8 protein-coding genes and 1 tRNA gene are annotated in these 24,288 nt (G+C 72.1%); 4 read left to right on the forward strand and 5 right to left on the reverse strand.

The annotated features are described in order from the left end of the window. Nucleotides 1-385: 385 nt before the first annotated feature. Nucleotides 386-458, reverse strand: a tRNA-Ala gene (locus tag WMF11_RS01960). Nucleotides 459-769: 311 nt separating this feature from the next. On the opposite strand from WMF11_RS01960, the gene WMF11_RS01965 reads away from it, so the two are divergent. Beyond that, nucleotides 770-1,831 (forward strand): hypothetical protein, encoded by a 1,062-nt coding sequence (locus WMF11_RS01965; protein WP_437976236.1) that lies wholly within the window; start codon nt 770-772, stop codon nt 1,829-1,831. 148 nt (nt 1,832-1,979) lie between these two features. Here WMF11_RS01965 and WMF11_RS01970 read toward each other — a convergent pair whose 3' ends face one another. After that, entirely contained in the window at nt 1,980-4,157 is a 2,178-nt protein-coding gene (locus WMF11_RS01970; protein ID WP_437976237.1) for a hypothetical protein, read from the reverse strand. Between the two features lie 194 nt (nt 4,158-4,351). On the opposite strand from WMF11_RS01970, the gene WMF11_RS01975 reads away from it, so the two are divergent. Then, nucleotides 4,352-4,633, forward strand: a complete 282-nt coding sequence (locus tag WMF11_RS01975) for a hypothetical protein (protein ID WP_437976238.1) — start codon at nt 4,352-4,354, stop codon at nt 4,631-4,633. On the opposite strand, the gene WMF11_RS01980 is transcribed toward WMF11_RS01975, so the two are convergent. Further along, the gene (locus tag WMF11_RS01980) at nt 4,576-5,061 is read right to left on the reverse strand and encodes a hypothetical protein (RefSeq protein ID WP_437976239.1); all 486 of its coding nucleotides are present in this window, start codon (nt 5,059-5,061) and stop codon (nt 4,576-4,578) included. The genes WMF11_RS01975 and WMF11_RS01980 overlap by 58 nt on opposite strands. Before the next feature lie 80 nt (nt 5,062-5,141). Beyond that, a complete protein-coding gene (argB, locus tag WMF11_RS01985) occupies nt 5,142-5,996 on the reverse strand; it encodes an acetylglutamate kinase (protein WP_012232977.1) in 855 nt (284 codons plus the stop codon). 167 nt (nt 5,997-6,163) lie between these two features. Between argB and WMF11_RS01990 the strand changes: the two genes are divergently transcribed. Both WMF11_RS01990 and WMF11_RS01995 read left to right on the forward strand, forming a co-directional pair. After that, nucleotides 6,164-7,324 carry a M20 family metallopeptidase gene (locus WMF11_RS01990; protein ID WP_437976240.1) on the forward strand — a complete coding sequence of 387 codons (1,161 nt, stop codon included), beginning with the start codon at nt 6,164-6,166 and terminating at the stop codon, nt 7,322-7,324. Nucleotides 7,325-7,499: 175 nt separating this feature from the next. Then, a complete protein-coding gene (locus WMF11_RS01995) occupies nt 7,500-12,560 on the forward strand; it encodes a protein kinase domain-containing protein (RefSeq protein WP_437976241.1) in 5,061 nt (1,686 codons plus the stop codon). Nucleotides 12,561-12,582: 22 nt separating this feature from the next. Here WMF11_RS01995 and WMF11_RS02000 read toward each other — a convergent pair whose 3' ends face one another. Further along, the gene (locus WMF11_RS02000) at nt 12,583-24,147 is read right to left on the reverse strand and encodes an amino acid adenylation domain-containing protein (protein ID WP_437976242.1); all 11,565 of its coding nucleotides are present in this window, start codon (nt 24,145-24,147) and stop codon (nt 12,583-12,585) included. Nucleotides 24,148-24,288 lie beyond the last annotated feature (141 nt).

A 24,288-nucleotide genomic window follows, 5' to 3' on the forward strand; every position in this document is an offset into this window, starting at 1 on the left:
GCTGCGAGGTCTCCGCGCACCGATGTGCTCCTCGGATCGCGCCGCGCGCGGTCTCCGTGGGCTCTCCACCCCATCCACCGCGGATCGGCCTGACGCACGCGGAACGGTGAGCGCCAGCCGCAGCGGCGCGGGCGCTCACCGCAGCGAGGCACAGGCGACGTCGAGAGTGCCGCGCGGCGGGCGCGCAGCGCGCCGCGATCTGCCCCCGTGCTGATGGGACCCTCCTCTGCGGACGCCCGAGCGGTGTGCGTCACTGCGCAACCGCATGAGCTCGCACGCTCAGCGTACGCCCGCGTCTCGCGGGGCCATGCGCTCGCGAGGGAGCAGCGATGGCGTGGAGGATGAAGAAGAACGGCTAAGAAAGAGAATGAAACTGCTTCGAGGGTGGACCTGACAGGGATCGAACCTGCGACCTCTAGAGTGCGATTCTAGCGCTCTCCCAACTGAGCTACAGGCCCTCGCTTTCGAGAGCGCGGACTCTACTCGCGGGGGCGCCGCTGTCAAGCATGGATCGCGGTTTTCTCTCCGCCGCCCGTCCGTTGTTCGGGGGCCAACCGGCGGCGCGCACGGGCGGCGTGGAGAGCCCGCGACGGGGGCAACCCGCCGCCTCGGGCCGCCGTGGTCGCCCGTGCGCGCCGCCTGCGAGGCCGGGACCTGGCGCAGGCCGATCGTGCTCCCCTCGGCCGGCGTCGATCTCCGTTGGTTTCGATGAGCCGTGGCCGACACCCCTGTGGTCTTCACTCGAGGAGCTCACCTTGGAGGTGATCGAATGAAGCGATGGATGACGGCCCTCGCGGCCGCGGTGACGATCGTGAACGGCGGGTGCGTCCCCATGGTGCTCACCTCGGCGGAGGAGGAGCCGGAGGAGGGGCCTCCCTCGCGCAGCGCCATCGCCGTGCGGTTCGGTGACCTGTTGTCGGACCCGTTCAACAGGGAGGTGCTGATGAACGGGATGCAGCTCACTCACCCGCCGCACCCCGACACGCTCGCGCTCTTTTTCAGTGATTCCGTGCAGGGCTGCGGCCTGCCGCTGATCGGGCGGGGGCCGAGCCCGCTGGACCCCATTTCGGCCACGGACGCCTTCTGGCAGATCGCGCTCTTCATCCCGCCAGAGCTCAATCGGCCCGGGCTCATCGACCTCAGAGACCTTCGCATCACGACGTACCTGGCCGTCTGGCACCCCTCGTACGGCGGAGGGTCCGCCCTCGGCGACGGGGCGTGGGGGGCCCTGGGAGGGGAGGCGGACAAGACGCTCGAGATCGTGAGCAGCGACGCGAGCTCCGTCTCGGTGAAGCTCGAGTGGCGGACGCCGCCGTGGCGGATCGAGCTCAACGGCGTACCGTACAAGCCCGATCTGGACCTCGGCGGCGACTACACGGCCACCTATTGCGGCGCTCCGCCGCCGTCGATCCCGCCCTCACCGGGGCGCGCGATCCCTGGCGCCGCGCTGGCCGCGCCGCCGGGCGGGCCGAGCCCGGATCCCGACGCGCTCCATCTGTTTCTCGGGAGCGGGGCCGAGAGCTGCGCGGATCCCTGGTCGGCCATCGCGTGCACCGGCGCCACGCGCGTGACGTTGAGCCTCCCGCCGGCCTACCAGAAGCCCGGCATCCTCGATCTCACGGATCCGGCCATCGCCGCGTCCTTCGTCCACTCGTGGAGCACGGACTGCTCGGCGACCGAGCTCGTCAGCGGCGTGTTCGACGGCGGCACGATCGAGATCCTGAGCATCGACGCGAGCGGGGTCTCGTGCAGGGTGTACGGGTCCCATACCCAGCTCGACGCCGGACCCTTCGATGCCGACGGGCTCTACACCGCGTCGAGCTGCCCCTGAGCGGTGTCCCCGCGCTCGGCGCCACACCTCCGCGGCGAGGAAGCAGGGCAACGCGGTAATTCGGGGCGCGACGGCGCAAGGGATTTCCCTTCCCCGGGCGCCTGCCGCGGGCGCGGCGTCGGGGGAGAGCCCGGGCATGAAGCGCTGATCAGTTGGCAGGGCTCGGCGGGGCTGCGGGCGCGCCGGGCGCGCCGGGCGCCGGCGGAGGCTCCGCCTGCGCGCGCGCCTGGGCCTTCGGGTTCTGGAAGATGAAGAGCTTCTCGCGCTCCTCCCCGTAGCTCTCCGTGCTGCCCCACTTCGGGTTCCAGTCCTTCACCCAGTACACCTCTCCGGAGACGATCGCGTCCTCGGGCCGGCCCGTGCGCTCCGGGTAGCGGTAGATGTACTCCTTCATCGCGTCCCGGTACGAGGTGTTCGCCGGCAGCTTGATGCGGGCGAAGTAGTCGCACCAGATCTGGGTGTACGCGAAGCTCTTCGTGTGCAGGAGGTCGAAGTTCGGCGGCTCGCCGGTGAAGGGGTTGATGTGGCGGCCGTCGACCGTGATGGCGTCGACGACGATCGTCCCGTCGTCCATCACGGGGTTCGGCGAGAACATGAACCAGCCCTGGAGGAACCGGAGCTTCTGCGAGAGGACACGCGTCGGCTCGGGGTGAGGCACCTTCCAGCGGTTCTTGATGACCCAGAGCTCGACCGCCGCCTGGTTGACCGCGCCGACGAACATCACGAGCACGGCGAGCTCGCGGAACGTCGCGAGCACCTTCCGGCCCGCCAGCCGGAGCGGCGCCGGCGGGGGCGCGATCTCCGAGCGCTCCGGGATCCGCGCGCCGAGCGCCCGGCCCAGGCTGCGGCGGTGCGCCGCCGCCATCGCCGCGGTCGCCGCGTCGCGCACGAGCGGCAGGCGGAGCGCCCACGCCACGGCGGGGCCGAGCGGGATCGCCGCGATGATGTCGGCGAGCGCCGCCGCCCCCTCGGCCGCCTCGCCGCCAGGACGCCGCGCCGCGAGCCCGTGGGGCGCGGAGCTCGACGCCTCGAAGGTGAGCAGGCCGAACCGGTCCATCCGCTTCAGCACGCGGCAGGCGAGCACGGCGCCCGGCGAGCGCGGGTCGAACAGCACAACGCGGGCCCGGTGCACGCGCCGCATCGTGCGCGCGGCGATCTCCCAGTCCTCGCGGCTGATGAGGAGCGTGGAGAACACGCAGAGCGCCCACGCGAACGGGCCCAGCACGAACGTCGTGCCGAACCCGACGTGGAGCAGGTTCATCATCACGAGCGTGAGCCGCCGCGCCCACACCCGGCCGAGGGGCGACAGCAGGCACACCGGGATGGCCGCCTCGAACGAGATCACCATCCTCGTCATGAACAGGATGAGGAACTTCGGCGCGTAGTCGCGGATGTCCGCCACGATCGGCGTCACCATCCGGTCGACGTAGAGAACGAAGTGGACAGCGGTCCCGTTCTTCCAGGCGGGGCCGGTCTTGTGCACCACGTTGAAGAAGTAGATCGCCGAGAGCTGGATCAGCAGGACGGGCCCGAGGACGGTCACGTAGGCGTCCGGCTTCCGGGGGTCGTCGAGCGTGGAGCGGTCGTTCAGATCGTCCGCGGTCCGCTCGCGGCTCCGCTTCATCGACGCGAGGAGCGCGTCCAGGGAGAAGCGATCACCCAGCGGCAGGAAGCACGTCCAGAGCAGCAGCAGGTTGTGGACGACGTAGCCGCCGTTCTCGATGAGCAGGACGCGCCCGTTCATGCTCGTGACGAACACGAGCGAGAGCACCTGCATGAGCTTCGTCTTCCAGCCGATGAGCAGGCAGACGTAGGTGGCGAAGATCACGGCCCAGAGGACCCAGAGCTCGCCCGGCGTGGAGAAGGCGTTGACGAGCGAGAAGTTCCCGCCGCCCTGCGGGCGCCAGAGGTTCACGTGGTTCGGCAGGACGCCGATGTCCGCGAACATGTCGGACCACGCCCAGCTGCGGCGGAACAGGTCGCCGATCAGGAAGAAGCCGAGCAGGATGCGCGTGAAGCCGAGCGTCCGCCGGTCGAACGTGAAGAAGCTGTCCCGGAGGATGTCCCACATCGAGGGCCCGCGCGGCCGCGGAGGCGGCTCCGGCTCCGCGCCGTCTTCCTCGTCGTGCTCGCCCTCCGCGGCGCCATCGTCCCCGGCGGCCCCGTCGCGCAGCGCCGCGCGCGCTGCGCCGTCGCCCGCGCGCGCGCCGTCGCCGGAGCCTCTCGCGGCGGCGGCCTCCGGGCCTGCTTCGTGGCTCTCGCCGGGGTCCTCGTTCCGGGGCGCGCCCTCGGGCCCACCCTCGTCGCGATCGTCTTTTGCGTTCATAAGGCGTCGAGATCGATGCTGCGCGAGCGGAGCGCTCGCCGTTACCATCCCCTACCTACCGCAACCGCGCTGGCGCCGCACGAGGCGACCAGGGGCGCGACGGGCGAGCGCGCCGCGTCACGCCCTGTGGGCAGGATCGCGACCGCACGGCGCGCTTGATACGCGCGGCGCGGGACGGTAACGAGGAGGGCGACGTGCGCCCCATGCCCAACGCGCCCGACGCGCCCGACGCGCCCGACGCTGAAGAGCGCCTCGCGCTCGCGAGCTGCGCCTTCGTGGCCGGCTGCATCCTGCTCGCGCCGCGCGAGTGGATCTCGGCGGGGCTCTCGCTCGCGCTCGCTGCGGCGCTCTTCGGGTGGCACCTCCGGCGGCGCGCCGCGGCCCCGAAGGGAGGGCCGGCGGCGCTCGCGCAGGGCGCTCAGGGCGCGCCGGGTGAGCCGGGTGAGCCGGGTGAAGAGCCCCGGGCGCCCGCCTGAACGCGCAGCGGAGGGCGGCCGAAGCGGGCGCGCACGCGGTCGGCGACGGCGCGCACCCGCGGCGCCCCGAGGAGCCGCCGCTCCAGGCGCCGCTTGCCGGGGACGTCGAGGAGCATCACACCGATCAGGATCACCAGCGCGCCCGGACCGGGGATGCCGGGCAGCGACAGCAAGATCCCGAGCGCGACGGCCATGACGCCGAGCAGGTTCTTTCCGACGCGCGCCGCCATGCGCACCCAGGCCGGGTGCCCTTCCAGGAAGGGCGCCTCCTCCTGCCTCTCCAGGTAGTCCTCGGGCAACCGGACGAGCACGACAGTGACGAGCGCCATGCCCGCGATGAAGCTGGCGATGCACACGCCCACGCCGATGGCGAGCTGCTCGCGGTGCGCGTCGACGAACGCGCGCGCTGCTCGGGCGGCATCCGTCATCGATGAGGCGGGGAGCATACGGCGGTGAGGCAGGGAGCATACGGCGCGCGGCCGGCTCGGGCGAGTCCGGGCCGGGCGGCTCAGGGGACGAGCACGGTGCCGATCGAGCCGGGCTCGCTCGCTTCACGCGCGAGATCGCCCGGCTTGAGCCGCCCCAGGATGTGGATGCGGCGGACCCCTTCGGCGAGCGCGGCGAACGACTCCTCGAGCTTCGGGATCATCCCGCGGGTGACGGCGCCGCTCGCGATGAGGGCGCGCCCCTCGGCGACCGTGAGGCTCGGGATGCGCGAGGCGGGATCGGCGACGTCGCGCAGCACGCCCGGCACGTCGCTGACGAGGAAGAGCCCCGCCGCGCCGAGCTCGATGGCGACCCGGTTCGCGACCGTGTCGGCGTTGATGTTGTACGCCTGCCCGTCCGCGCCGGCCCCCAGGCAGGCGAGGACGGGCAGGTAGCCGCCGCTCCCGAGCAGCTCGAGCAGCCCGCGATCGACGCCCGTGATGTCGCCGACGAGGCCGAGGTCCACCGGCTCGGGCCCGGCGCCGGCGTAGACCTGCGGCGGCCGCTTGACCGCCGAGAGGGCGGGCCCGCTCGCGCCGTGGAGCCCCACCGGCCTCGCGCCCGCGGCGACGAGCGCGGCGCAGAGATCGACGTTGAGCTTGCCGGCGACGACCATCTTCATGACGTCGAGCGTGTCCGCGTCGGTGACGCGCTGACCCGCGACCTGCCGGACGGGGATGCCGAGGCGCTCCTGCAGCCGGGTGGCCTGCGCGCCGCCGCCGTGGACGACGATCGCGCGCGCGCCCGCGCGGGTGAGCGCCGCGAGGTCGCTGGAGAGGATGGCGAGGGCAGGGCCGCCCACGACCTCGCCGCCGAGCTTGATGACGAGCGGGCCCGTCGCCGTGGTCACGGGTGCCTCCGCGCTGCTCTGGGACATTTCATGAAGGGCACACGTACCACTTCTGCTGCGGCCAGGGCAGAGGTCGCCGGCGCGCGCGAGGTGGTGGCGGCGTGGTGGCAGCGTGGTGGCGGCGCGAGCGGGCGCCGGCGACCTCGGGCGGGGCGGCGCTCGGCCCTCCGGGGCTTCCGTGGCATGCTGGCGCCGTGATCCAGGCCCTCCGACAGGCGCTGTCCAGCCGCGCGGAGCCGATGCTCGCGCTCCTCGAGCGGCTGGTGAACCTCAACTCGTTCACGGACAACCCGCGCGGCGGCGACGCCGTGGGCGAGGTCCTTGCCAACGAGCTCTCGACGATCCCCGGCCTGTGCGTGCGGCGGTTCGCGAGCGCGCGCTACGCGGCGCACTGGGTCGCGGAGAGCGAGGCGGCCAAGGCGTCGCCGGCGGGGCACGTCGCCCTCGTCGGGCACCTCGACACGGTGTTCCCCCCGGGGGTCTTCGAGGGCTTCCGCCTGGACGGGGAGCTCGCGCGCGGGCCCGGCGTGCTCGACATGAAGGGCGGGCTCGTTGTGGTGATCGAGGCGCTCAGGGCGCTCGAGCGGATCGGCGCGCTGCCGGCGATCCCGGTGCGGTTCGCGATCGTGGCGGACGAGGAGGTCGGGTCGCCCGAGGGGCGCCCGCTGCTGCAGCGCGAGCTCGCGGGCGCCGCGTGCGCGCTCGTGTTCGAGGCGGGGCGCGAGGGGGACCGGATCATCACAGCGCGCAAGGGCACGGGGGGCGCGACGGTGATGGCCACGGGCAAGGCGGCGCACGCCGGCAACGCGCACCGGCAGGGCGCGAACGCCATCTGGGCGCTCGCGCGCTTCGTCGACCGGGCGCAGCAGCTCACCGACTACGGGCGGGGGGTGACCGTCAACGTCGGCAAGGTGAGCGGAGGGCAGGGCAGGAACACGGTGCCCGACGCGGCCGAGGCGCAGGTCGACCTCCGCTTCGTGAGCCGCGCGGACGGCGAGGCGATGCTGGCGGCGCTCGCCGCGGCGGCGCGCGAGGCGGCCGCCGAGGTGCCCGGCACCGCCGTGCAGGTCGACGGCGAGATCGCGCGGTCGCCGCTCGCGCGGACCGACGCGAGCGCGGCGCTCTGCCGTGAGTACGCGGCCTGCGCGCGGGCGGCGGGGCTCGGCGACGCCGAGGCGCCCCTCCTCGGCGGCGGCTCCGACGCCAGCTCGACGGCCGAGATCGGGATCCCGTCCATCGACGGCCTGGGGCCGCGGGGGAGCGGCTTCCACACGAAGGACGAGCTCATCGAGGTGGGCACGCTGATCCCCAAGGCGGAGGCGCTGGCGGCGTTCCTGCTGGGCCGGCGCGCGTGAGGGGCTGACGGGCGGCGCGCGCGACTCCGACGCTCGCCTGCCGCGGCCTGCCACGTGCGACCCCAGTGGATCACCTGGGCGACTGCCGCGTGCGCCGCGTGCGCCGCGTGCGCCGCGTGTCGACGCTGTCAGGGATCCCCTTGCTGTGATGACGCGAACCCGCGAGAATGTATTTATGGCAAGTGGGGCTGCTTACACATTGACGGGCGTCATCCACGAATCCTCGGCGACGACGGTCTACCGGGGAGTTCGGGAGAGCGACGGCTCCCCGGTGGCGATCAAGCGGCTCAAGAGCGAGCGCCCGCTGCCGGTCGAGATCGCGAAGCTCAAGTACGAGTACGCCATCGCCCGGGACCTCGCGCTGCCTGGCGTCGTGAGGGTCTATGGGATCGAGAAGGTGGGCAGCGGCCTGGCGCTCGTCATGGAGGACGCGGGCGAGCGCCCGCTCAACGAGATCATCGGCGCGAGCAAGCTGAAGCTCGAGGACGCGCTCCGTATCGCGATCTCGATCGCGGACGCCCTGGAGTCCATCCATCGACGAGGCGTCACTCACATGGACGTCAAGCCGCACAACATCCTCGTCAACGCGCAGACGCTGGAGGCGAAGCTGACGGATTTCGGCAGCGCGACGCGCCTGTCGCAGGAGGCCCACAAAGCGAACCGCTTCGCGTCCTTCGAGGGGACCCTGGCCTACATGTCGCCGGAGCAGAGCGGGCGGCTGAACGTCGTCATCGATCGTCGCACGGACCTCTACTCCCTGGGCGTCACCCTGTACGAGATGGTGACGGGCGTCCTCCCCTTCCGGACGATGGACCTCATGGATCTCGTGCACAGCCACATCGCGCGGACCCCGCCGGCGCCGCAGGCCGTGTCGCCCGCGGTGCCGAGCGCCGTCTCCGACATCGTGATGAAGCTCCTCGCCAAGAGCCCCGACGACAGGTACCAGAGCGCCCACGGGCTCAAGCTCGACCTGGAAGAGTGCTCGTCGCAGCTCTCGTCCAAGGGGAAGATCGAGCCGTTCCCCGCCGGCCGATACGACTACGTCGATGAGCTGCGGGCGCCTCAGAAGCTCTACGGCCGGGAGACCGAGGTCGCGCTCCTCTCCGACGCGTGGAGCCGCACCAGGCAGGGCGGGAGCGAGTTCGTCCTGGTCTCCGGCTACTCCGGGATCGGCAAGTCGGTCCTCGTGAACGAGCTCCAGAAGAGCGTCGTTCGCGAGAGAGGGTATTTCGCGACCGGCAAGTTCGACCAGCTCAACCGCACGACGCCGTACGCGGCCGTCGCGCACGTCTACCAGGAGCTCATCCGCAACATCATGGCGGAGTCTGCCGAGGCGCTGGGGCAGTGGAAGCGCAGGCTCTCGGCGGCGGTCGGCTCGAACGGGCAGCTCCTCATCGACCTGATACCGGAGCTCGAGCTCCTCATCGGCCCTCAGCCGGCCGCCCCGGCGCTCGGCCCCACCGAGTCGCAGGCGCGGTTCCAGCTGACGCTCCAGAACTTCTGCCGCGCCTTCCCCTCCCAGGAGCGCCCCCTGGTCCTCTTCTTCGATGACCTGCAGTGGGCGGACGCGGCGTCGCTCAAGTTCCTCCAGAGCATCGCGGCCGAGGCGCGGATCGCCTGCATGCTCATGATCGGCGCGTACCGCGACAACGAGGTCGACGCGAGCCACCTGTTCTCCGTGGTCCTCGCGGAGCTCCGCAAGAAGGCGGCGGCGGTGACCGAGCTGACGCTCAAGCCGCTCGTCTTCTCCGACGTGAACCAGCTCGTCGCCGACACGTTGAGCTGCGATCCTCACCGCGCGGAGCCCCTCGCGCGGCTCATCTTCGACAAGACCCGGGGCAACCCGTTCTTCATGAGCCAGCTCATGAAGAGCCTGCACGCCGAGAGGCTCCTCTCGTTCGACCCCGGCGGCTTCTCGTGGACATGGGATCTCGATCGCATCCGCGAGGCGAAGGCCTCGGAGAACGTGATCGAGCTCATGGTGGGCAAGATGCGCCGGCTGCCCGAGCGCGCCCAGCGCATCCTCTCCCTCGCGGCGTGCGTCGGCCACCAGTTCGATCTGACGACGCTGGCGATCGTGACGAGGCGGTCGCGCCTGGAGGCGGCGCGCGAGCTCTGGGGCGTGCTCCGCGAGGGCTTCATCCTCCCCGTGGACGCGGAGTCCAGGTTCTTCGATATCGCCATGGACGGTGAGCTCGCCGTCGCCGAGGACGGCTCCGGCGAGGAGCTCAACGTCTCTTACAGGTTCTTGCACGATCGCGTGCAGCAGGCCGCCTACGCGCTCATGGACGACGCGGACAAGCAGGCGGCGCACCTCCAGATCGGGCGGCTGATGCTGGAGGACAGCAAGCGAGATCAGTCCGAGGCCGAGCTGTTCGACATCGTGGGCCACATGAACAGGGGCGTCGCCCTGATCACGGACGAGCGCGAGAAGCGGGCGCTCTCGCGGCTGAACCTCGACGCCGGCAAGCGGGCGAAGATGGGGGCGGCCTATGACGCCGCCGTCCATTACCTCGAGATCGGGACATCGCTGCTCGACGCCGAGAGCTGGAAGAGCGAGTACGAGCTCGCGTTCGGGCTCCACGCCGAGCTCGCGGAGTGCAGGTGCCTGAGCGGCGGCTTCGAGGCGGCCGAGCCGCTGTTCGACGTCCTCTCGACCCACGCGAAGACGACGCTGGATCGCGCGAACGTCTGCGTGCTGCGCATGACCTTCTACCTGATGCTCGGCCAGATCAACCGGGTGATAGACCAGGCGCTGGAGGCGCTCGGGCTCCTCGGGGTCGAGCTCCCGCGGGCCGCCGACGAGCGCGAGGCGACGCTGCGCGAGGAGCTCGCCGCCCTGCGGGCGAGCCTGGAGACGCGCGAAATAGCGAGTCTCATCGACCTGCCGCAGGCGTCCGGCGCGGAGACGCAGATGATCCTGGGCCTCCTCGGCGAGCTGGCGACGCCGGCGAACGCCGTGGATCCCACCCTCGGCCTGCTCGCGGTGGTCAAGCAGATCAACCTGTCGATAAAGCACGGCAACTCGGCCATGTCCGCCCTGGGGTACGTCTCGTTCGGCAGCATGCTAGGGAACGAGCTGCCCCTGTTCCGGGACAACCCTCAGCGATACGAGGAAGGGTACGAGTTCGCGAAGCTCGGGATCGCGCTCAACGAGAAGTTCAACAACGTCCGCCTCACCTGCAAGCTGCTGATCTACTTCGCGGCGATACTCCATCTGTTCGAGCATCTCTCGGCGACGATCGACTGCTTCGGGCGTTCCCGCCAGGCCGGGCTGGCGAGCGGCGACCTGGTCTATGCGTCGTATTGCTGCATGCACATCGCGGCGGCGAAGCTGAACCTCGGCGACGATCTGGACGCGCTCGCGGACGAGATCGAGCAGAACCTCGCGCTCGTGCGGCGGATCGGCGACCTGACGACGATCCACGCCCTGGTCTGCGCGAAGCAGGTGGTCGCGAACCTCACGGGTCGAACCGAAGGGGGGCACTCGCTGAGCGGCGGCTCGTTCGACGAGGCCGCGTTCGCGAGGTCGATCGAGGGGCCGGAGCTCGGCTACGTGGCCAGCTGGTACAGCGCCTTCAAGCTTCAGCTGAGCTACCTCCACGGGGACCACGCGTCCGCGCGCTCGTTCCTGGCCGCGGCCGAGCGGCAGAGCGTGGGGTGGACGACCCACGCCTGGGCGACGGAGATCGTGTTCTTCGGCTGCTTGACGCTCGCGGCGTCGTGCGACGGGGCGCCGGACGGCGAGCGGGCAGAGCACATGGAGGCGCTCGCGAGGCTCGAGGCGAAGCTGAACCACTGGGCGGAGCTGAGCCCGTCCAACTACGCCCACAAGAGCACCCTCGTGGCGGGCGAGGTGGCGCGCCTCTCGGGGAGGACGCGGGACGCGATGATGCTCTACGAGAAGGCGATCGAAGGGGCGAAGGCGAGCCGGTTCGTGCGCGACGAGGCGATCGCGAACGAGATCGCGGCGAAGCTGTACGAGGCCGAGGGGCTGCTCCGGTCCGCGCGGGCCTTCATGACGGACGCCTACCACGCGTACCTCGTGTGGGGGGCGACGGCCAAGGTGGAGAGCCTGGCGCGGGTCGCTCCCCACCTCGTGCCTGCCGACGGAGGGCTCCTCGGGCCGCGCAGCGTCGTCGCCTCATCGCGCTCCGGCAGGGCGCAGACCACGTCGACGACGCGGCTCAGCACCAGCATCCTCGACGTGGAAGCGGTCATCCAGGCCGCGCAGGCGCTCGCGGGCGAGGTCGTCCTGGAGAGCGTCGTGAGCCGGCTGATGGAGATCGTCATCAAGAACTCCGGCGCGCAGAAGGGCGCCCTCATCCTCGAGCGCGAACAGCACCTGCTCGTCGAGGCGGTCGTCACGGCGGAGCCGAGCTCGCTCCGGGCGGGCCTGGCCGCCCCGCTCGAGGGGAGCGCCGACGTGCCGGTCTCCATCGTGCAGTACGTCGCGAGGACGAAGGAGCCCGTGATCCTGGCGGACGCGACCCAGGAGCCCCGGTTCGCGGGCGACCCGTACATCGCCGCGTGCGCCCCGAGGTCGATCCTGTGCCTGGCCATGGTCCACCAGGGCCGGACCAAGGGGATCATCTACCTGGAGAACCGGCTCGCCCCGAGCACCTTCAAGCCGGCGCGGCAGGAGCTCGTCAGGCTCCTTCTGACGCAGGCCGGGACGGCCGTGGAGAACGCGCTGCTCTACGAGCACCTGGAGCACCGCACGGCGGCGCTCCAGGAGGCCGAGCAGCGGCTCGGGGTCGAGTTCGCCGGGCGAGAGCGGAGCGAGCGGGAGCGCCTGTCCTTGCAGGAAGAGATCATCCGGGTGCAGAACGACCGGCTCGCGGAGCTGTCCACCCCCATCATCCCGATCACCGACCGGATCATGGTCATGCCGCTGATCGGGATGATGGACAGCGCCCGGGCCCAGCAGGCGCTCAGCACCGCCCTGCACGGGGTCGAGTCGAACGGCGCCGAGGTCGTGATCATCGACATCACCGGCGTGAAGCTCGTCGACAGCGACGTCGCGAGCACGCTGATATCCACGGCGAAGGCCCTCCGGATGCTCGGGGCGCAGGCGGTGCTCACCGGCATCCGCCCCGAGGTCGCGACGACCCTCACGGGCCTGGAGATCGAGTTCCGAGAGATCGTGACGCGGGGGACGCTCCAGAGCGGCATCGCGTACGCGCTGCAGAGGACGGGGAGGACCGACGGCCTCGTGAAGAGCGCCGCGCGTTGAGCGCGGCGCCGGCTCGACCGGCTCAGGTCCTCGCCTGTCCGCTGTCGGGGCTGCTGTCCGGGCCGCTTCTCCGGGAGCTCCACCGGCTCAACCCCGAACGCGCGGTGCTCTCGGGGATCCTGGCCCGCACGCGGCTCCGCGCCGTGATGTGCGCCCGGACGACGCGGGCCACGGACGCGACCTGAGGCGGCTCCATCATGGTGAAATGGTTGCCCGGGACCTGGTGCATGACGAACCGCCCGCGGGTGAGGTCCCTCCAGTAGTCGACGTCGTCGGGCTCGCTCGCGCCGAGCTGATCGCGCGCGCGCACGAACAGGACGCTGGCCTCCGTCGGGCCCGGCTCGTAGCGCGTCATGGCGCGCCAGGTGCTCAGCACGATGGCGCGGAACGGCGCGTCCTCCCGGAGCGCGGCGACGAAGCCCTGGTACGCCTTGGGGGTCGCGTCCTTGAGCCCGATCAGCTGCCGGAGCACGTCGTCAGCGCTCTCGATCGACGCGCCCCGCACGGACGCCAGGGATCCGGTGTCCAGCAGGAGGAGCTGCGCCTTCTTCCCTTCCGCCAGGAGCTGCTGCGCCATCTCGTAGGCGATCACGCCGCCGGCCGAGTGGCCGCCCAGGAGGTACGGGCCCTCCGGCTGGACGGCGCGCAGCTCGTGAACGTACCGCGCCGCCATGGCGGGGATGTCGGTGAAGACGGGCTCGTCGGGCTCCATCCCCGACGCCCGGATCCCGTAGATGGACAGGTCGGCGCCCATCTGCCGCGCCAGCTCGCGGTAGATGAAGATCGTGCCGCCGATGGGCTGCACGAGGAACAGCGGCGCCTTGCGGTGCGACCCGACGTGGAGCGGGACGATGAGCCGGCCGCGCCCGCGCCCCGACGCGACGCTGGCGCTCCTGTAGGTGGGCGGCGCGGAGGCGCTGGGAGGCTGGCTCTCGTGGATGTGCTCGGCGAGCGCCGCGACGGTGCGGAGCTCCAGCAGCGCGTGCACCGGGAGCTCGACCTTCAGCCGCTCCTTGATCAGGGTCCGCACCGCGATCGCGCTCAAGGAGTCCCCGCCGAGGTCGAAGAAGTTGTCGTGCGGCCGCACCTTGGCCACGCCGAGCACCTCCCTGAAGATGTCCGCGATCGCGCGCGCCACGTGATCCGCAGGCGCCCCCGCCCTCGGCTCGGAGCTCGCTGCGACCCGCTCCGTCGCAGGCGCCGGGAGCGACGCCGCGTCGCTGCTGTCGAGCGCCGACGAGGGCGCCGCCATCGTCGCGGGCGCCGGGCGCGAGGCGCCGAGCATGTACGGCGTGCGCTTGAACGGGTACGTCGGCAGCGGGACGCGCCGGCGCCGCTCGTCCCGGGAGAACGCCGCCCAGTCGACGTCGGCGCCGGCGCACCAGAGCTGGCCGACGGCGGCGAGCAGCGCCTCCAGGTCCGTCCGATCGGAGCCCGAGCTCGCCATCGTGGTGACAATGAGCCGCCCCGCGCCGGCGTCGGGGTGCTGGCTCGCCAGCGTGGCCAGCGTCCGCCCGGGCCCGACCTCGACGAAGGCGTGATCCGGGTCGCGGAGCAGCGCTGCTAGCCCTCGCTCGAAGCGGACGGTCCCCCGGAGGTGCCGAGCCCAGTAGGACGGATCCTCCGCATCGGCGTCCGTCATCCACGCGCCGGTGAGGTTCGAGAGCATCGGGATGCGCGGCGCCCGTCGCTCCAGCGAGGCCGCCACCTGGGTCAAGCGGTCCGCGAGCGGGCCGACGAGCGAGGAGTGCGCGGCCGTGGCGATCGGCAAGCGTCGTGTCTCGTGGCCCTCGCGCGCGCACTCCCGCTCGAGGCGCTCGATCGCCGGCAGCGTCCCGGAGACGACGCACACCTCCGGGCCGTTGACGGCGGCCAGGGAGAGCCCGTCGCCGAGCCGATCGAGCAGCGCGTCCTCGGAGAGATGCACGACGAGCGTCGCCACGTCCCTGGGCAGCTGCTCGTACAGGCGCCCGCGCGCCGCGATGAGCGTCACCGCGGCCTCGAGCGACAGCACGCCCGCGACGCAGGCGGCTGTGTACTCGCCCAGGCTGTGTCCGCTGACCGCCGCCGGGCGGATGCCCCACGACAGGAGGAGCCGCGCCGTCGCGACCTCGGTCGAGAAGATGGCCGCCATGTTCGCGCAGGGGGCGCGCAGCTGCTCGGCCGCGCGCTCCCGCTCCTCGGAGCCCGGGAAGAGCAGCGCCCGGATATCCATGGAGAGCGCGCGCTGGAACAGCGCGGCGCACTGATCGAGGCTCTCCCGGAAGACGCGCTCGCTCGCGTACAGCTCTCGCCCCATGTCCACCCGCTGGGAGCCTCCGCCGGGGAAGAGGAACACCACCTTCGGCGAGCGGCCCTCGGCGACGTCGCTGAAGGTGTGGGCGGGATCGCGCGCTCGCAGGCGGGCGGCCGCCGAGACCGGGTCGCGGCAGACGACGGCGCGGCGATGCGCGAACCGTGCCCGCCCCTGCTGGAGCGTGAAGGCGACGTCGGGGAGGGGGACGCGCGCCGCGTGCCGCAGGTGCCCGGCCAGCCGATCGGTGATGCCCTCGAGCGCTTCGCTCGTCTGCGCGGACAGGACCAGCAGCTGGCAAGCCCGCGACGGGCCGGACGGCTCCATCGCGGGCGCCTCCTCCAGGACCACGTGGGCGTTCGTTCCCCCCATCCCGAAGGCGCTCACCCCGGCGCGGCGCGGGCGCGCTCCGCGCTTCCAGGCGAGCGGCGCGGCGTTGACGAAGAACGGGCTGCTCTCCAGGTGGAGCTCGGGGTTCGGGCGCCGGAAGTGGAGCGTGGGCGGGATCAGCTCGTGCTCGAGCGAGAGCGCGGCCTTGATGAGCCCGGTGACCCCGGCGGCCGCCCCCAGGTGCCCCAGGTTGCTCTTCAGCGAGCCCAGCGCGCAGAACCCGACTTTGTCAGTGCCATTTCTGAAGGCGCGCGACAGGGCGGCGACCTCGATCGGATCGCCGAGCCTCGTGCCCGTCCCGTGGCCCTCGACGAAGGTGATGCTCTCCGGCTCCACCCCCGCGGCGGCGTGCGCCCTGAGGATGGCCTGCGCCTGTCCGTCCGTGCCCGGCGCGGCGTAGCCGACCTTGCGCGAGCCGTCGTTGGTGACCGCGGATCCGAGGATGACGGCGTGGATGTGGTCGCCGTCGCGGAGCGCGTCCTCCAGCCGCTTGAGCACGACCACCGACACGCCGCTGCCGGCCACGGTCCCCTGCGCGTCGACGTCGAACGGCCGGCAGTGTCCGTCCGGCGACGCGAGCGAGCCCTCCTCGTGGACGTGGCCGAGCCGCGTCGGCGGCAGGACAACGACGCCGCCCGCGAGGACCATGTCGCACTCCTTCGTGGCGAGGCTCTGGCAGGCCAGGTGCACCGCGACGAGCGACGTCGAGCACGCGGTCAGCACCGTCACGGCGGGCCCGCGGAGGCCCAGCTTGTACGCGACCCGCGTCGTCAGGCCGTCGGCGACGTTCCCGGTGACGATCCGGTAGTACTCGGCGCTCAGCGGCGCCTTGGGCATGCCGATGCGTTCCAGCCAGTACAGCGGGGCCTCGCTCCCGGCGAAGACGCCGACCGACTGCTCGCACGAGAGCGGATCGTAGCCGGCCCTCTCCATCGCCTCCCAGGCGCACTCGAGGAAGATCCGGTGCTGCGGGTCCATGAGCATCGCCTCGTTCGGGCTGTAGCCGAAGAACCGCGCGTCGAAGCACATCGCGTCGTCCAGCACGCCGCACGCCGGCACGAGGTTCGGCGCGCGGATCAGGTCCAGATCGACGCCCGAGGCCTCCAGCTCCTCGGGCGTGAAGAAGCGGATGCCCTCGACGCCGTTGCGCAGGTTGAACCAGAGCGTGTCGACGTCGCGCGCCCTGGGGTAGCGCCCGGACATCCCGACGATCGCGACGGCGTTCGCGGGCGCCGCCTTGCGCTCCGGCGCGGGGGCCCGGCGGCTCGAGGGGCGCGTCGGCGGCGCCGGCGCCGCGGTCTCGTCTGCCTCCGCGGCCCGCGAGGCCGCCCCGAGGTGAGCGGCCAGGCTGCGGATCGTCGGGTGCTGGAACAGCTCCACGATCGGCACGTTCCGGCCGAGGCGCGCCAGGAGCGCGGCCTGGACCTGCACGAGCAGGAGCGAGTGGCCGCCGATCTCGAAGAACCGATCATCGAGCCCCACGCGGTCGAGGTCGAGCACCTTGCGCCAGATCTCGCTCAGGACGGCCTCGATGTCCGAGGCCGGCGCGGCGGTCCTGGGCTCGGCGCTCGGCGTCGGGCGCTCGGGCGCGGGGAGCGCGCGCCGATCGACCTTCCCGCTCGCGTTGAGCGGCAGCGCGTCGAGCTTCACGAAGATCGCCGGGACCATGTACTCGGGGAGCTTCGCCGCAAGGAACGCCCGCAGGGCCGGGAGGAGCGCGCGCGCCTGCTTCGCGCGGAGCGGGTCGTTGACAAGCGGCGAGCGCGCCTGTCCCTCGGCGATGCTCGCGCCGAGGAGGGCGCGCGGCCTCCGCGGATCCCCGTCGCGCTCGAAGAGGACGTCCATGCGCTCCGGGCCTCCGGTCCGCGACCAGGTGACGCGGACCGCGTAGCCCAGCCTGCCGCCGAGCTCCCAGAGCGCCTCCGGCTGGATCGCGGCGCCGGCGCGCGCGGGGCCCGCGGCGCAGAGGTCCTCCTTGGTCCCGCTCGCCGTCGAGAGCGCCGCTGCCAGGGCGACGTCCGCGTGCACGCGCGCGTTCGGGATGCCCAGCACCTCCAGCGCCTCGGGGCGGTCCTCCCGCAGCGATCGCTCGATCTCGTCGATGTCCGCCGGCGCCGGCCCGCCGATCGATCGAGCGATCGCGGCCGGCTCCGTCGCCTCGCCCACGAACAGCACGACGTCGTACCGGTAGCGGGTCATCTCCTCGGCGCCGTAGCCGCGCTTGAGCCAGATCTCCACCTGGCTCACGCCCGGGATCTGGCCGCGCAGGGCGCGGAAGTAGTCGGGCGCGACGACGAGCTCTTCCTCGGTCGAGATCGCCCGCCGCACCCGGCCACGCAGCTCCTCGGCCGCGGTGTCCGGCGCCGCCCGGTGGAGCTGCACCGACGCGTGGAACGCCTCGAGCAGGGGGAGGCTCCGCACGTCGCCGATGAACACGAGCCCGCCGGGGGCGACCGAGCGGACGGCGCCTTCGATCACCGATCGCAGGTAGTCGGCGCCGGGGAAGTACTGCACGATCGAGTTGAGGACGATCGCGTCGAAGCTCCCGGGCTCGACGTCGCTGAAGTCGTTGGCCTCGCGGCGCGCCAGCGTCACGTGGGTATACCCCCTGGCGGCGAGCCTGGGGCGGAGCAGGGAGATGGCCTGCTCGGAGAAGTCGGTCCCCAGGTAGGCTTCGCAGCGGGGCGCCGTCTTCAGGAGCAGGAGGCCTGTCCCGCAGCCGATCTCCCAGACCCGCTTCGGCTGGAAGGACAGGATCCGCTCGACCGTGAAATCGCGCCACGCGCGCATCTCCGCCGCCTCGATGGGCGCGCCCGTGTAGCTGCTGTTCCAGCCCGTCGTGTCGAGATCCGGATCGGCGGCGGCGATGTCCTTCGCGTAGGTATCGTCGTACAGCGCGCGCCACTCCGTGACGTGGCCCGCCTGGAGGCCCGCGTCGTGCGCCGCGCGCTGCCCGCCGCTGCCCGGCACCACGTAGGCGACGAGGCGCCTGTCGCCGTGGGCGTCGTCCGTCGCGAGGACGACGGCGTCGTCGAGGGCGGGATGCTGCCTGAGCGTGGCCTCGATCTCGCCGAGCTCCAGGCGGAAGCCGCGGATCTTGACCTGGTGGTCGATCCTGCCGAGGAACTCGATGTCGCCGTCGAGCCGCCAGCGGACGAGGTCGCCGGTGCGGTACATGCGGGCGCCGGGCGCGTCGGAGAAGGGGTCGGGGAGGAAGCGGTCCTCTGTGAGCTGCGGGTCGTGGAGGTAGCCGCGGGCGAGGCCCTGGCCGGCGATGTAGAGCTCGCCGGGGACGCCGACGGGGACGGGCTGTCGGCGCGGGTCGAGGACGTAGACACGCACGTTGTCGATGGGCCGGCCGATGGGCGGCTTTCGTGAGGCGTCGCGGTCGGAGGGGGCGCCCCGGAGGAGCGAGCAGGAGGTGGTGACGACAGTGGCCTCGGTAGGGCCGTAGTTGTTGACGACCTCGAAGGGGATGGCGCGGTGAGGCCAGCGCCGTAGCCTGTCGCCGCCGGTGAGCAGGGCGCGCAGGGAGCAGCGAGCGGGCCAGTCGAGGCGCAGCAGCTCCTCGGCGATGGGGGTGGGGACGAAGGAGACGGAGATGTGCTGTTCCAGCAGCCACTGCTGGAGCTCCAGGGGCGAGCGGCGGAGGGGCTCGGAGGGGATGTAGAGGCAGGCGCCGGAGCAGAGCGAGGGCCACATCTCCCAGACCGAGGCGTCGAAGCCCGGGCTGGCGATGAGGGTGGTTCGATCGGTGCTGGACAGGGCGAACCGCCGCCTGTGCCAGGCGACCAGGTTGGTGAGCCCGCGGTGCTCCACGAGCACGCCTTTCGGGCGGCCCGTCGAGCCCGACGTGTAGATGACATACGCCAGGTCGGAGGGGCCTGTGCTCCTCGGCGGCGCCGAATCAGGCTGCCCGGTGAGCGCCCGCCCGTCGGCGTCGAGGCGGATCACCACGCCGTCGAACGCGGGGATGCGGTCGGCGAGGCGCGCCCCGGTGATGAGCACCGGCGCCCTGGAGTCGTTCAGCATGAGCTCCAGCCGCTCGCTCGAGCTCTCGGGGCCGAAGGGGACGTACGCCCCGGAAGCCTTGAGGATCCCGACGATGCCGACAAGGAGAGCGAGCGACCGCTCTGCGTGGATCGCGACCGCCGTCCCCGGCGCCACGCCGGCCTCGCGCAGGCGGTGGGCGAGCTGGTTCGCTCGGCGATCGAGCTCGCCGTACGTCAACGAGCCGCGCTCGGCCACGGCGGCCAGGGCATGCGGCGCGCGCGCCGCCTGCTCCTCGAACAGGTCGAGGACGCACCGGTCTCCTGGAGGGTCGACCGCCGTGTCGTTCATCTCGATCACGAGCCTCCGCTGCTCGACGCGCGTGAGCAGCGGCAGCGACGACACCGGCTGATCCGGCGCCGAGGCCGCGGTGGAGAGCACCGTCAGCAGGTGCTCCGCCATCCGCTCGATCGTCGCTCGGTCGAAGAGATCGGTGCTGTACTCGAGCATCCCCGTCACGCCGTCGGGGCTCTCCCAGGAGTACAGCGAGAGGTCGAAGATCGTCTTCTTGGCGTCGGCCTCGATGGGACGGACCTCGACCCCGGCGAGCGCGAGATCGCGCTCCGCCGGGCTCTGCGGGGCGAAGACGATCTGCACGACCGGGTTGTAGCCCGGGCTGCGCTCGGGCCTCAGCTCCTGCACGAGCACATCGAAGGGCAGCATGTCGTGCTCGTAGGCCTCCAGGCACAGCTGCCGCACCCGCTGGAGCAGCTCGTCGAAGCTCGGGTCGCCGGACAGATCGACGCGCAGGGGCACGATGTTCACGAAGAAGCCCATGATCTCCTCGAGATCCATGCGCGCCCGGTTGGCGCTCGGCATTCCGATCAAGAGGTCGTCGCGCTGCGTGTAGCGGTGCAGCAGGACGGCGAAGGCGGCCATGAGGACCATCGTCACCGTCATCCCCCGCCGGGCGCTGAGCTCCCCGAGGCGCTCCGCGAGCGGCGCGTCGATCCGGAAGGAGACGGTGGCGCCGCGCAGGCTCTGGATCGCCGGCCGCGGATGATCGCTCGGCAGCTCGAGCAGGGGCGGCGCGTGGAGCAGCCGCTCTTTCCACCAGGCGAGCAGCTCTGCGCGGGCGCTGTCCCTCATCTGCTCGCGTTGCCACGCGGCGAAGTCGGCGTACTGGATCGCGAGCTCGGGCAGCGCCGCGGGGGCGCCCCGGCGGTGGCCGTCGTAGAGGATGGCGAGCTCGCGGAACGCGAGCTCGATGGACCAGCCGTCGGTCGCGATGTGATGGAGGTGGAGCCACAGGATGTGGTCCTCCGGCCCGAGCTTGAGCAGGCAAGCCCGGAGCAGGGGGCCTCGCTCGAGGTCGAAGAGGGTCTGCGCCTCTGCGTTGATGCGCTGGTGCGCCGCGACCTCCCGCTCTTCCGGGGAGAGGTGCTGGAGATCCATCACGTTGAGCTGCACCGAGCTCTGCGGGGCGATGATCTGGACCGGCCGCCCGTCGCGCTCCGCGTAGGTCGTCCGAAGGATCTCGTGCCGCTGCGCGAGCTCGCGGAGGCTCCTGTCCAGCGCTCCGACATCGACGCGCCCGCGCAGGCGGAACGGGAACAGGCAGTTGTAGGCCCGGCTCTCCGGCGCCAGCCGCTGGAGGAACCAGAGCCGCTCTTGCCCGAAGGACAGGGGCAGCGGCCCGAGGCGCGGGACGGGCGAGATCGCGCGCTCGGCCCCGCGCGCCGCGGGCTCCTGCCTCACGAGGGGCGCGAGCTCGGCGATGGTCGGGCGGCGGAAGAGCTCCTGGAACGCGAGCTCGACCCCGAGCGCGCTGCGCACGCGGGAGAGCAGCCGCACGGCATGGACGGAGCTGCCGCCCAGCTCGAGGAAGCTGTCATGCACCCCCACGCGCTCCTGCCGCAGCACCTCCTGCCAGATTTCGGCGAGCGCCCGCTCGACGGGAGAGCGAGGCGCGACGAAGGCGTGCGCCAGCGCGGTCCGCGCGGGGCCGGGGGCCGGGAGCGCCGCTCGGTCGACCTTGCCGTTCGCCGTCATCGGCAGCGCGTCGAGCGCGACGAAGGTGGACGGCACCATGAACTCGGGCAGCCGCCCCTGGAGGTGAGCGCGGAGCGCTGCCGGCGACGCCTCCACTCCCTCCACGCCTCGCGCGGAGGCTCCGCCGCCGCTCGTCGGGACCACGTAGGCGACGAGGCGCCTGTCGTCGTGGGCGTCGTCCGTCGCGAGGACGACGGCGTCGTCGAGGGCGGGGTGCTGCCTGAGCGCGGCCTCGATCTCGCCGAGCTCCAGGCGGAAGCCGCGGATCTTGACCTGGTGGTCGAGCCTGCCGAGGAACTCGATGTCGCCGTCATGCCGCCAGCGGACGAGGTCGCCGGTGCGGTACATGCGCGCGCCGGGGTCGGAGGAGAAGGGGTCGGGGACGAAGCGGTCCTCTGTGAGCTGCGGGTCGTGGAGGTAGCCGCGGGCGAGGCCGTCGCCGGCGATGTAGAGCTCGCCGGGGACGCCGATGGGGACGGGCTGGCGTCGGGGATCGAGGACGTAGACGCGGACGTTGTCGATGGGTTTGCCGATGGGCGGCTCGCGTGAGGGGCCGCGGTCGCCGTGAGCGTCCCTGGGGAGGGCGCAGGAGGTGGTGACGACGGTGGCCTCGGTGGGGCCGTAGTTGTTGACGACCTCGAAGGGGATGGCGCGGTGAGGCCAGCGCCGTAGCCTGTCGCCGCCGGTGAGCAGGGCGCGCAGGGAGCAGCGAGCGGGCCAGTCGAGGCGCAGCAGCTCCTCGGCGATGGGGGTGGGGACGAAGGAGACGGAGATGTGCTGTTCCAGCAGCCACTGCTGGAGCTCCAGGGGCGAGCGGCGGAGGGGCTCGGAGGGGATGTAGAGGCAGGCGCCGGAGCAGAGCGAGGGCCACATCTCCCAGACCGAGGCGTCGAAGCCCGGGCTGGCGATGAGGGTGGTTCGATCGGCGCTGGACAGGGCGAACCGCCGCCTGTGCCAGGCGACCAGGTTGGTGAGCCCGCGGTGCTCCACGAGCACGCCTTTCGGGCGGCCCGTCGAGCCCGACGTGTAGATGACATACGCCAGGTCGTCCGGCGCCTGGCCAGCGGCCGGAGGCACCTTGTCCACGGGCTCGCGATCGAGCATCGCCCGATCCGCGTCGAGGCGAACGACGCTGAGCCCGCGGCTCGGCACGCGGCTGACGAGGTCGTCGCTGGTCAGGAGCGCCGAGACCTTCGCGTCCTCCAGCATGAACGCGAGCCGAGCCGGCGGATAGGCCGGGTCGAGCGGGACGTACGCGCCCCCCGCCTTGAGCACGCCGAGCGCGGCCACGATCATGTCCGGCGAGCGCTCCAGGCAGATGCCGACGAGCGCGCCGGGCCCGGCGCCGCTCTTCCTGAGGAGGTGGGCGATCTGGTTGCTCCGCCGATCCAGCTCGGCATACGTGAGCCGCTCGCCCTCGAACGCCACCGCGGCGGCGGAAGGGGCGCGGCGCGCCTGCTCCTCGACCTGCTCGTGGACCAGCTCGCGCGGCGGGGCCGTCGCCGCGCCGCTGCTCCAGTCGACGAGGAGCTGCCGCCGCGCGTCGGCCGACAGGAGAGGCAGATCCGAGATCCGCTGATCAGGGCCCTCGGCAGCGCCGCAGAGCAGCGCCTGCCAGTGCTCGAGCAGCCTGACCGCCGTCGCCTGCTCGAAGAGATCGCGGCGGTAATCGAGCCTCGCGACGACCCGTTCGGCGGCGTCCTCGACGCTCACCACGAGATCATGAGCGACGTACGGCAGAGCGAGGTCCGTTCGGGTCAGCGCCAGCAGCGGCCCATTGCACGGCGGGGGGCTCGGGGGCGTCGCCGCGAAGAGGACCTGGACGATCGGCGTGCGGCCCGGGTCGCGCGGCGCGGCGAGCTTCTCCAGCAGCGCCCTGGCGGGGACCTCGCTGTTCGCTCTGCCCTCCTCGATGGAGCGGTGTACCTGGCGCAGGAGCTGTCGGAACGAGGGCTGTGCGCCGAACCTGCCCCGCACGATCACCGGGCCGCCGAAGAGGCCGATGAGCTCCCGGACGTCCGGCGTATCGCGCCCGGGCAGGGGCGTGCCGATCAAGACATCCTCCTCACCGGTGATCCGGTGCAGGACAGCCAGCATCCCCGCGAGCAGCGCGGTGAACAGGCCCGCTCCTTCGTCCCGGGCCGCCGCTTCGAGGCGCAGGAGGAGCGATCGATCGAGCGCGCGCTCGACCGACCCTCCGTCGAAGGCAGGCACGGCGGGCCGCGGCCGGTCCGTCGGGAGATCCAGGGCAGTCGGCGCGCCGGCGAGCTCCCGTGTCCAGTGGTCGAGCCGCGCGTCGAGCCGATCGCCGGCGGCGCGGTCGAGCTGCCGCCGGACGTGGTCCTGATAACGCATGGGCAGCGCCGGAGGCGTCATGGAATGGTAGAGGGCGCAGAGCTCCGAGAAGAACAGCCCCACGCTGGAGGCGCCGTCGCAGACGAGGCCGTGCATGGACAGCGCGACCAGGTGGCGGCGCGGATGCGCCCGGATGAGCGTCACCCGCCAGAGCGGGGCACGCTCGAGATCGAAGGGGCGAGCGGCCTCCTCGCGGGCGGCCGCGAGCGCCGCCTCGTCCGAGGTGGGCTGTAGGTCCGGGGCCAGGTGCACCTCTCTGAGGTCGATCGCCACCGCGGGCCTGACGACCTGCGCCGGCTCTCCCTCGCGCTCGACAAAGGAGGTCCTGAGCGGCTCGTGGCGCGCCGATATCGCCTCGATGGCGCGGCGCAGCCTGGGTACATCGAGATCCCCGTCGAGCCAGGCCGCGCCGCCTTCATGGATGAACGGCGCGGGACCATGGACTCGAGCGAGGAGCCATTTCGTCTCTTGCTCGAAGGAAAGTGGCGCGTAAGTCAGCTCAACCATGGCGCATGCCCTCCTGTCCGTTGATGTCAGAGAGCACCTCCCTCCTCCCGCTCCGAGCGTTCGGAGAGGCCCTCGCAATGGGCTCACGCGCGCCGTGTAGGCGGCACCCATGCAGGTCGTCAGGCACTCCATTCGCTCGCG

The sequence above is a fragment of the Sorangium sp. So ce295 genome (genome assembly GCF_051527405.1).
GTDB classification, from domain to species: domain Bacteria; phylum Myxococcota_A; class Polyangia; order Polyangiales; family Polyangiaceae; genus Sorangium; species Sorangium cellulosum_B.

Excerpts from the sequence above, each read along its gene's own strand:
- WMF11_RS01995 (WP_437976241.1), top strand. The coding sequence starts at position 7,500 with ATGGCAAGTGGGGCTGCTTACACATTGACGGGCGTCATCCACGAATCC.
- argB (WP_012232977.1), bottom strand. The coding sequence starts at position 5,996 with ATGTCCCAGAGCAGCGCGGAGGCACCCGTGACCACGGCGACGGGCCCG.
- WMF11_RS01980 (WP_437976239.1), bottom strand. The coding sequence starts at position 5,061 with ATGACGGATGCCGCCCGAGCAGCGCGCGCGTTCGTCGACGCGCACCGC.
- WMF11_RS01970 (WP_437976237.1), bottom strand. The coding sequence starts at position 4,157 with ATGAACGCAAAAGACGATCGCGACGAGGGTGGGCCCGAGGGCGCGCCC.
- WMF11_RS01965 (WP_437976236.1), top strand. The coding sequence starts at position 770 with ATGAAGCGATGGATGACGGCCCTCGCGGCCGCGGTGACGATCGTGAAC.
- WMF11_RS02000 (WP_437976242.1), bottom strand. The coding sequence starts at position 24,147 with ATGGTTGAGCTGACTTACGCGCCACTTTCCTTCGAGCAAGAGACGAAA.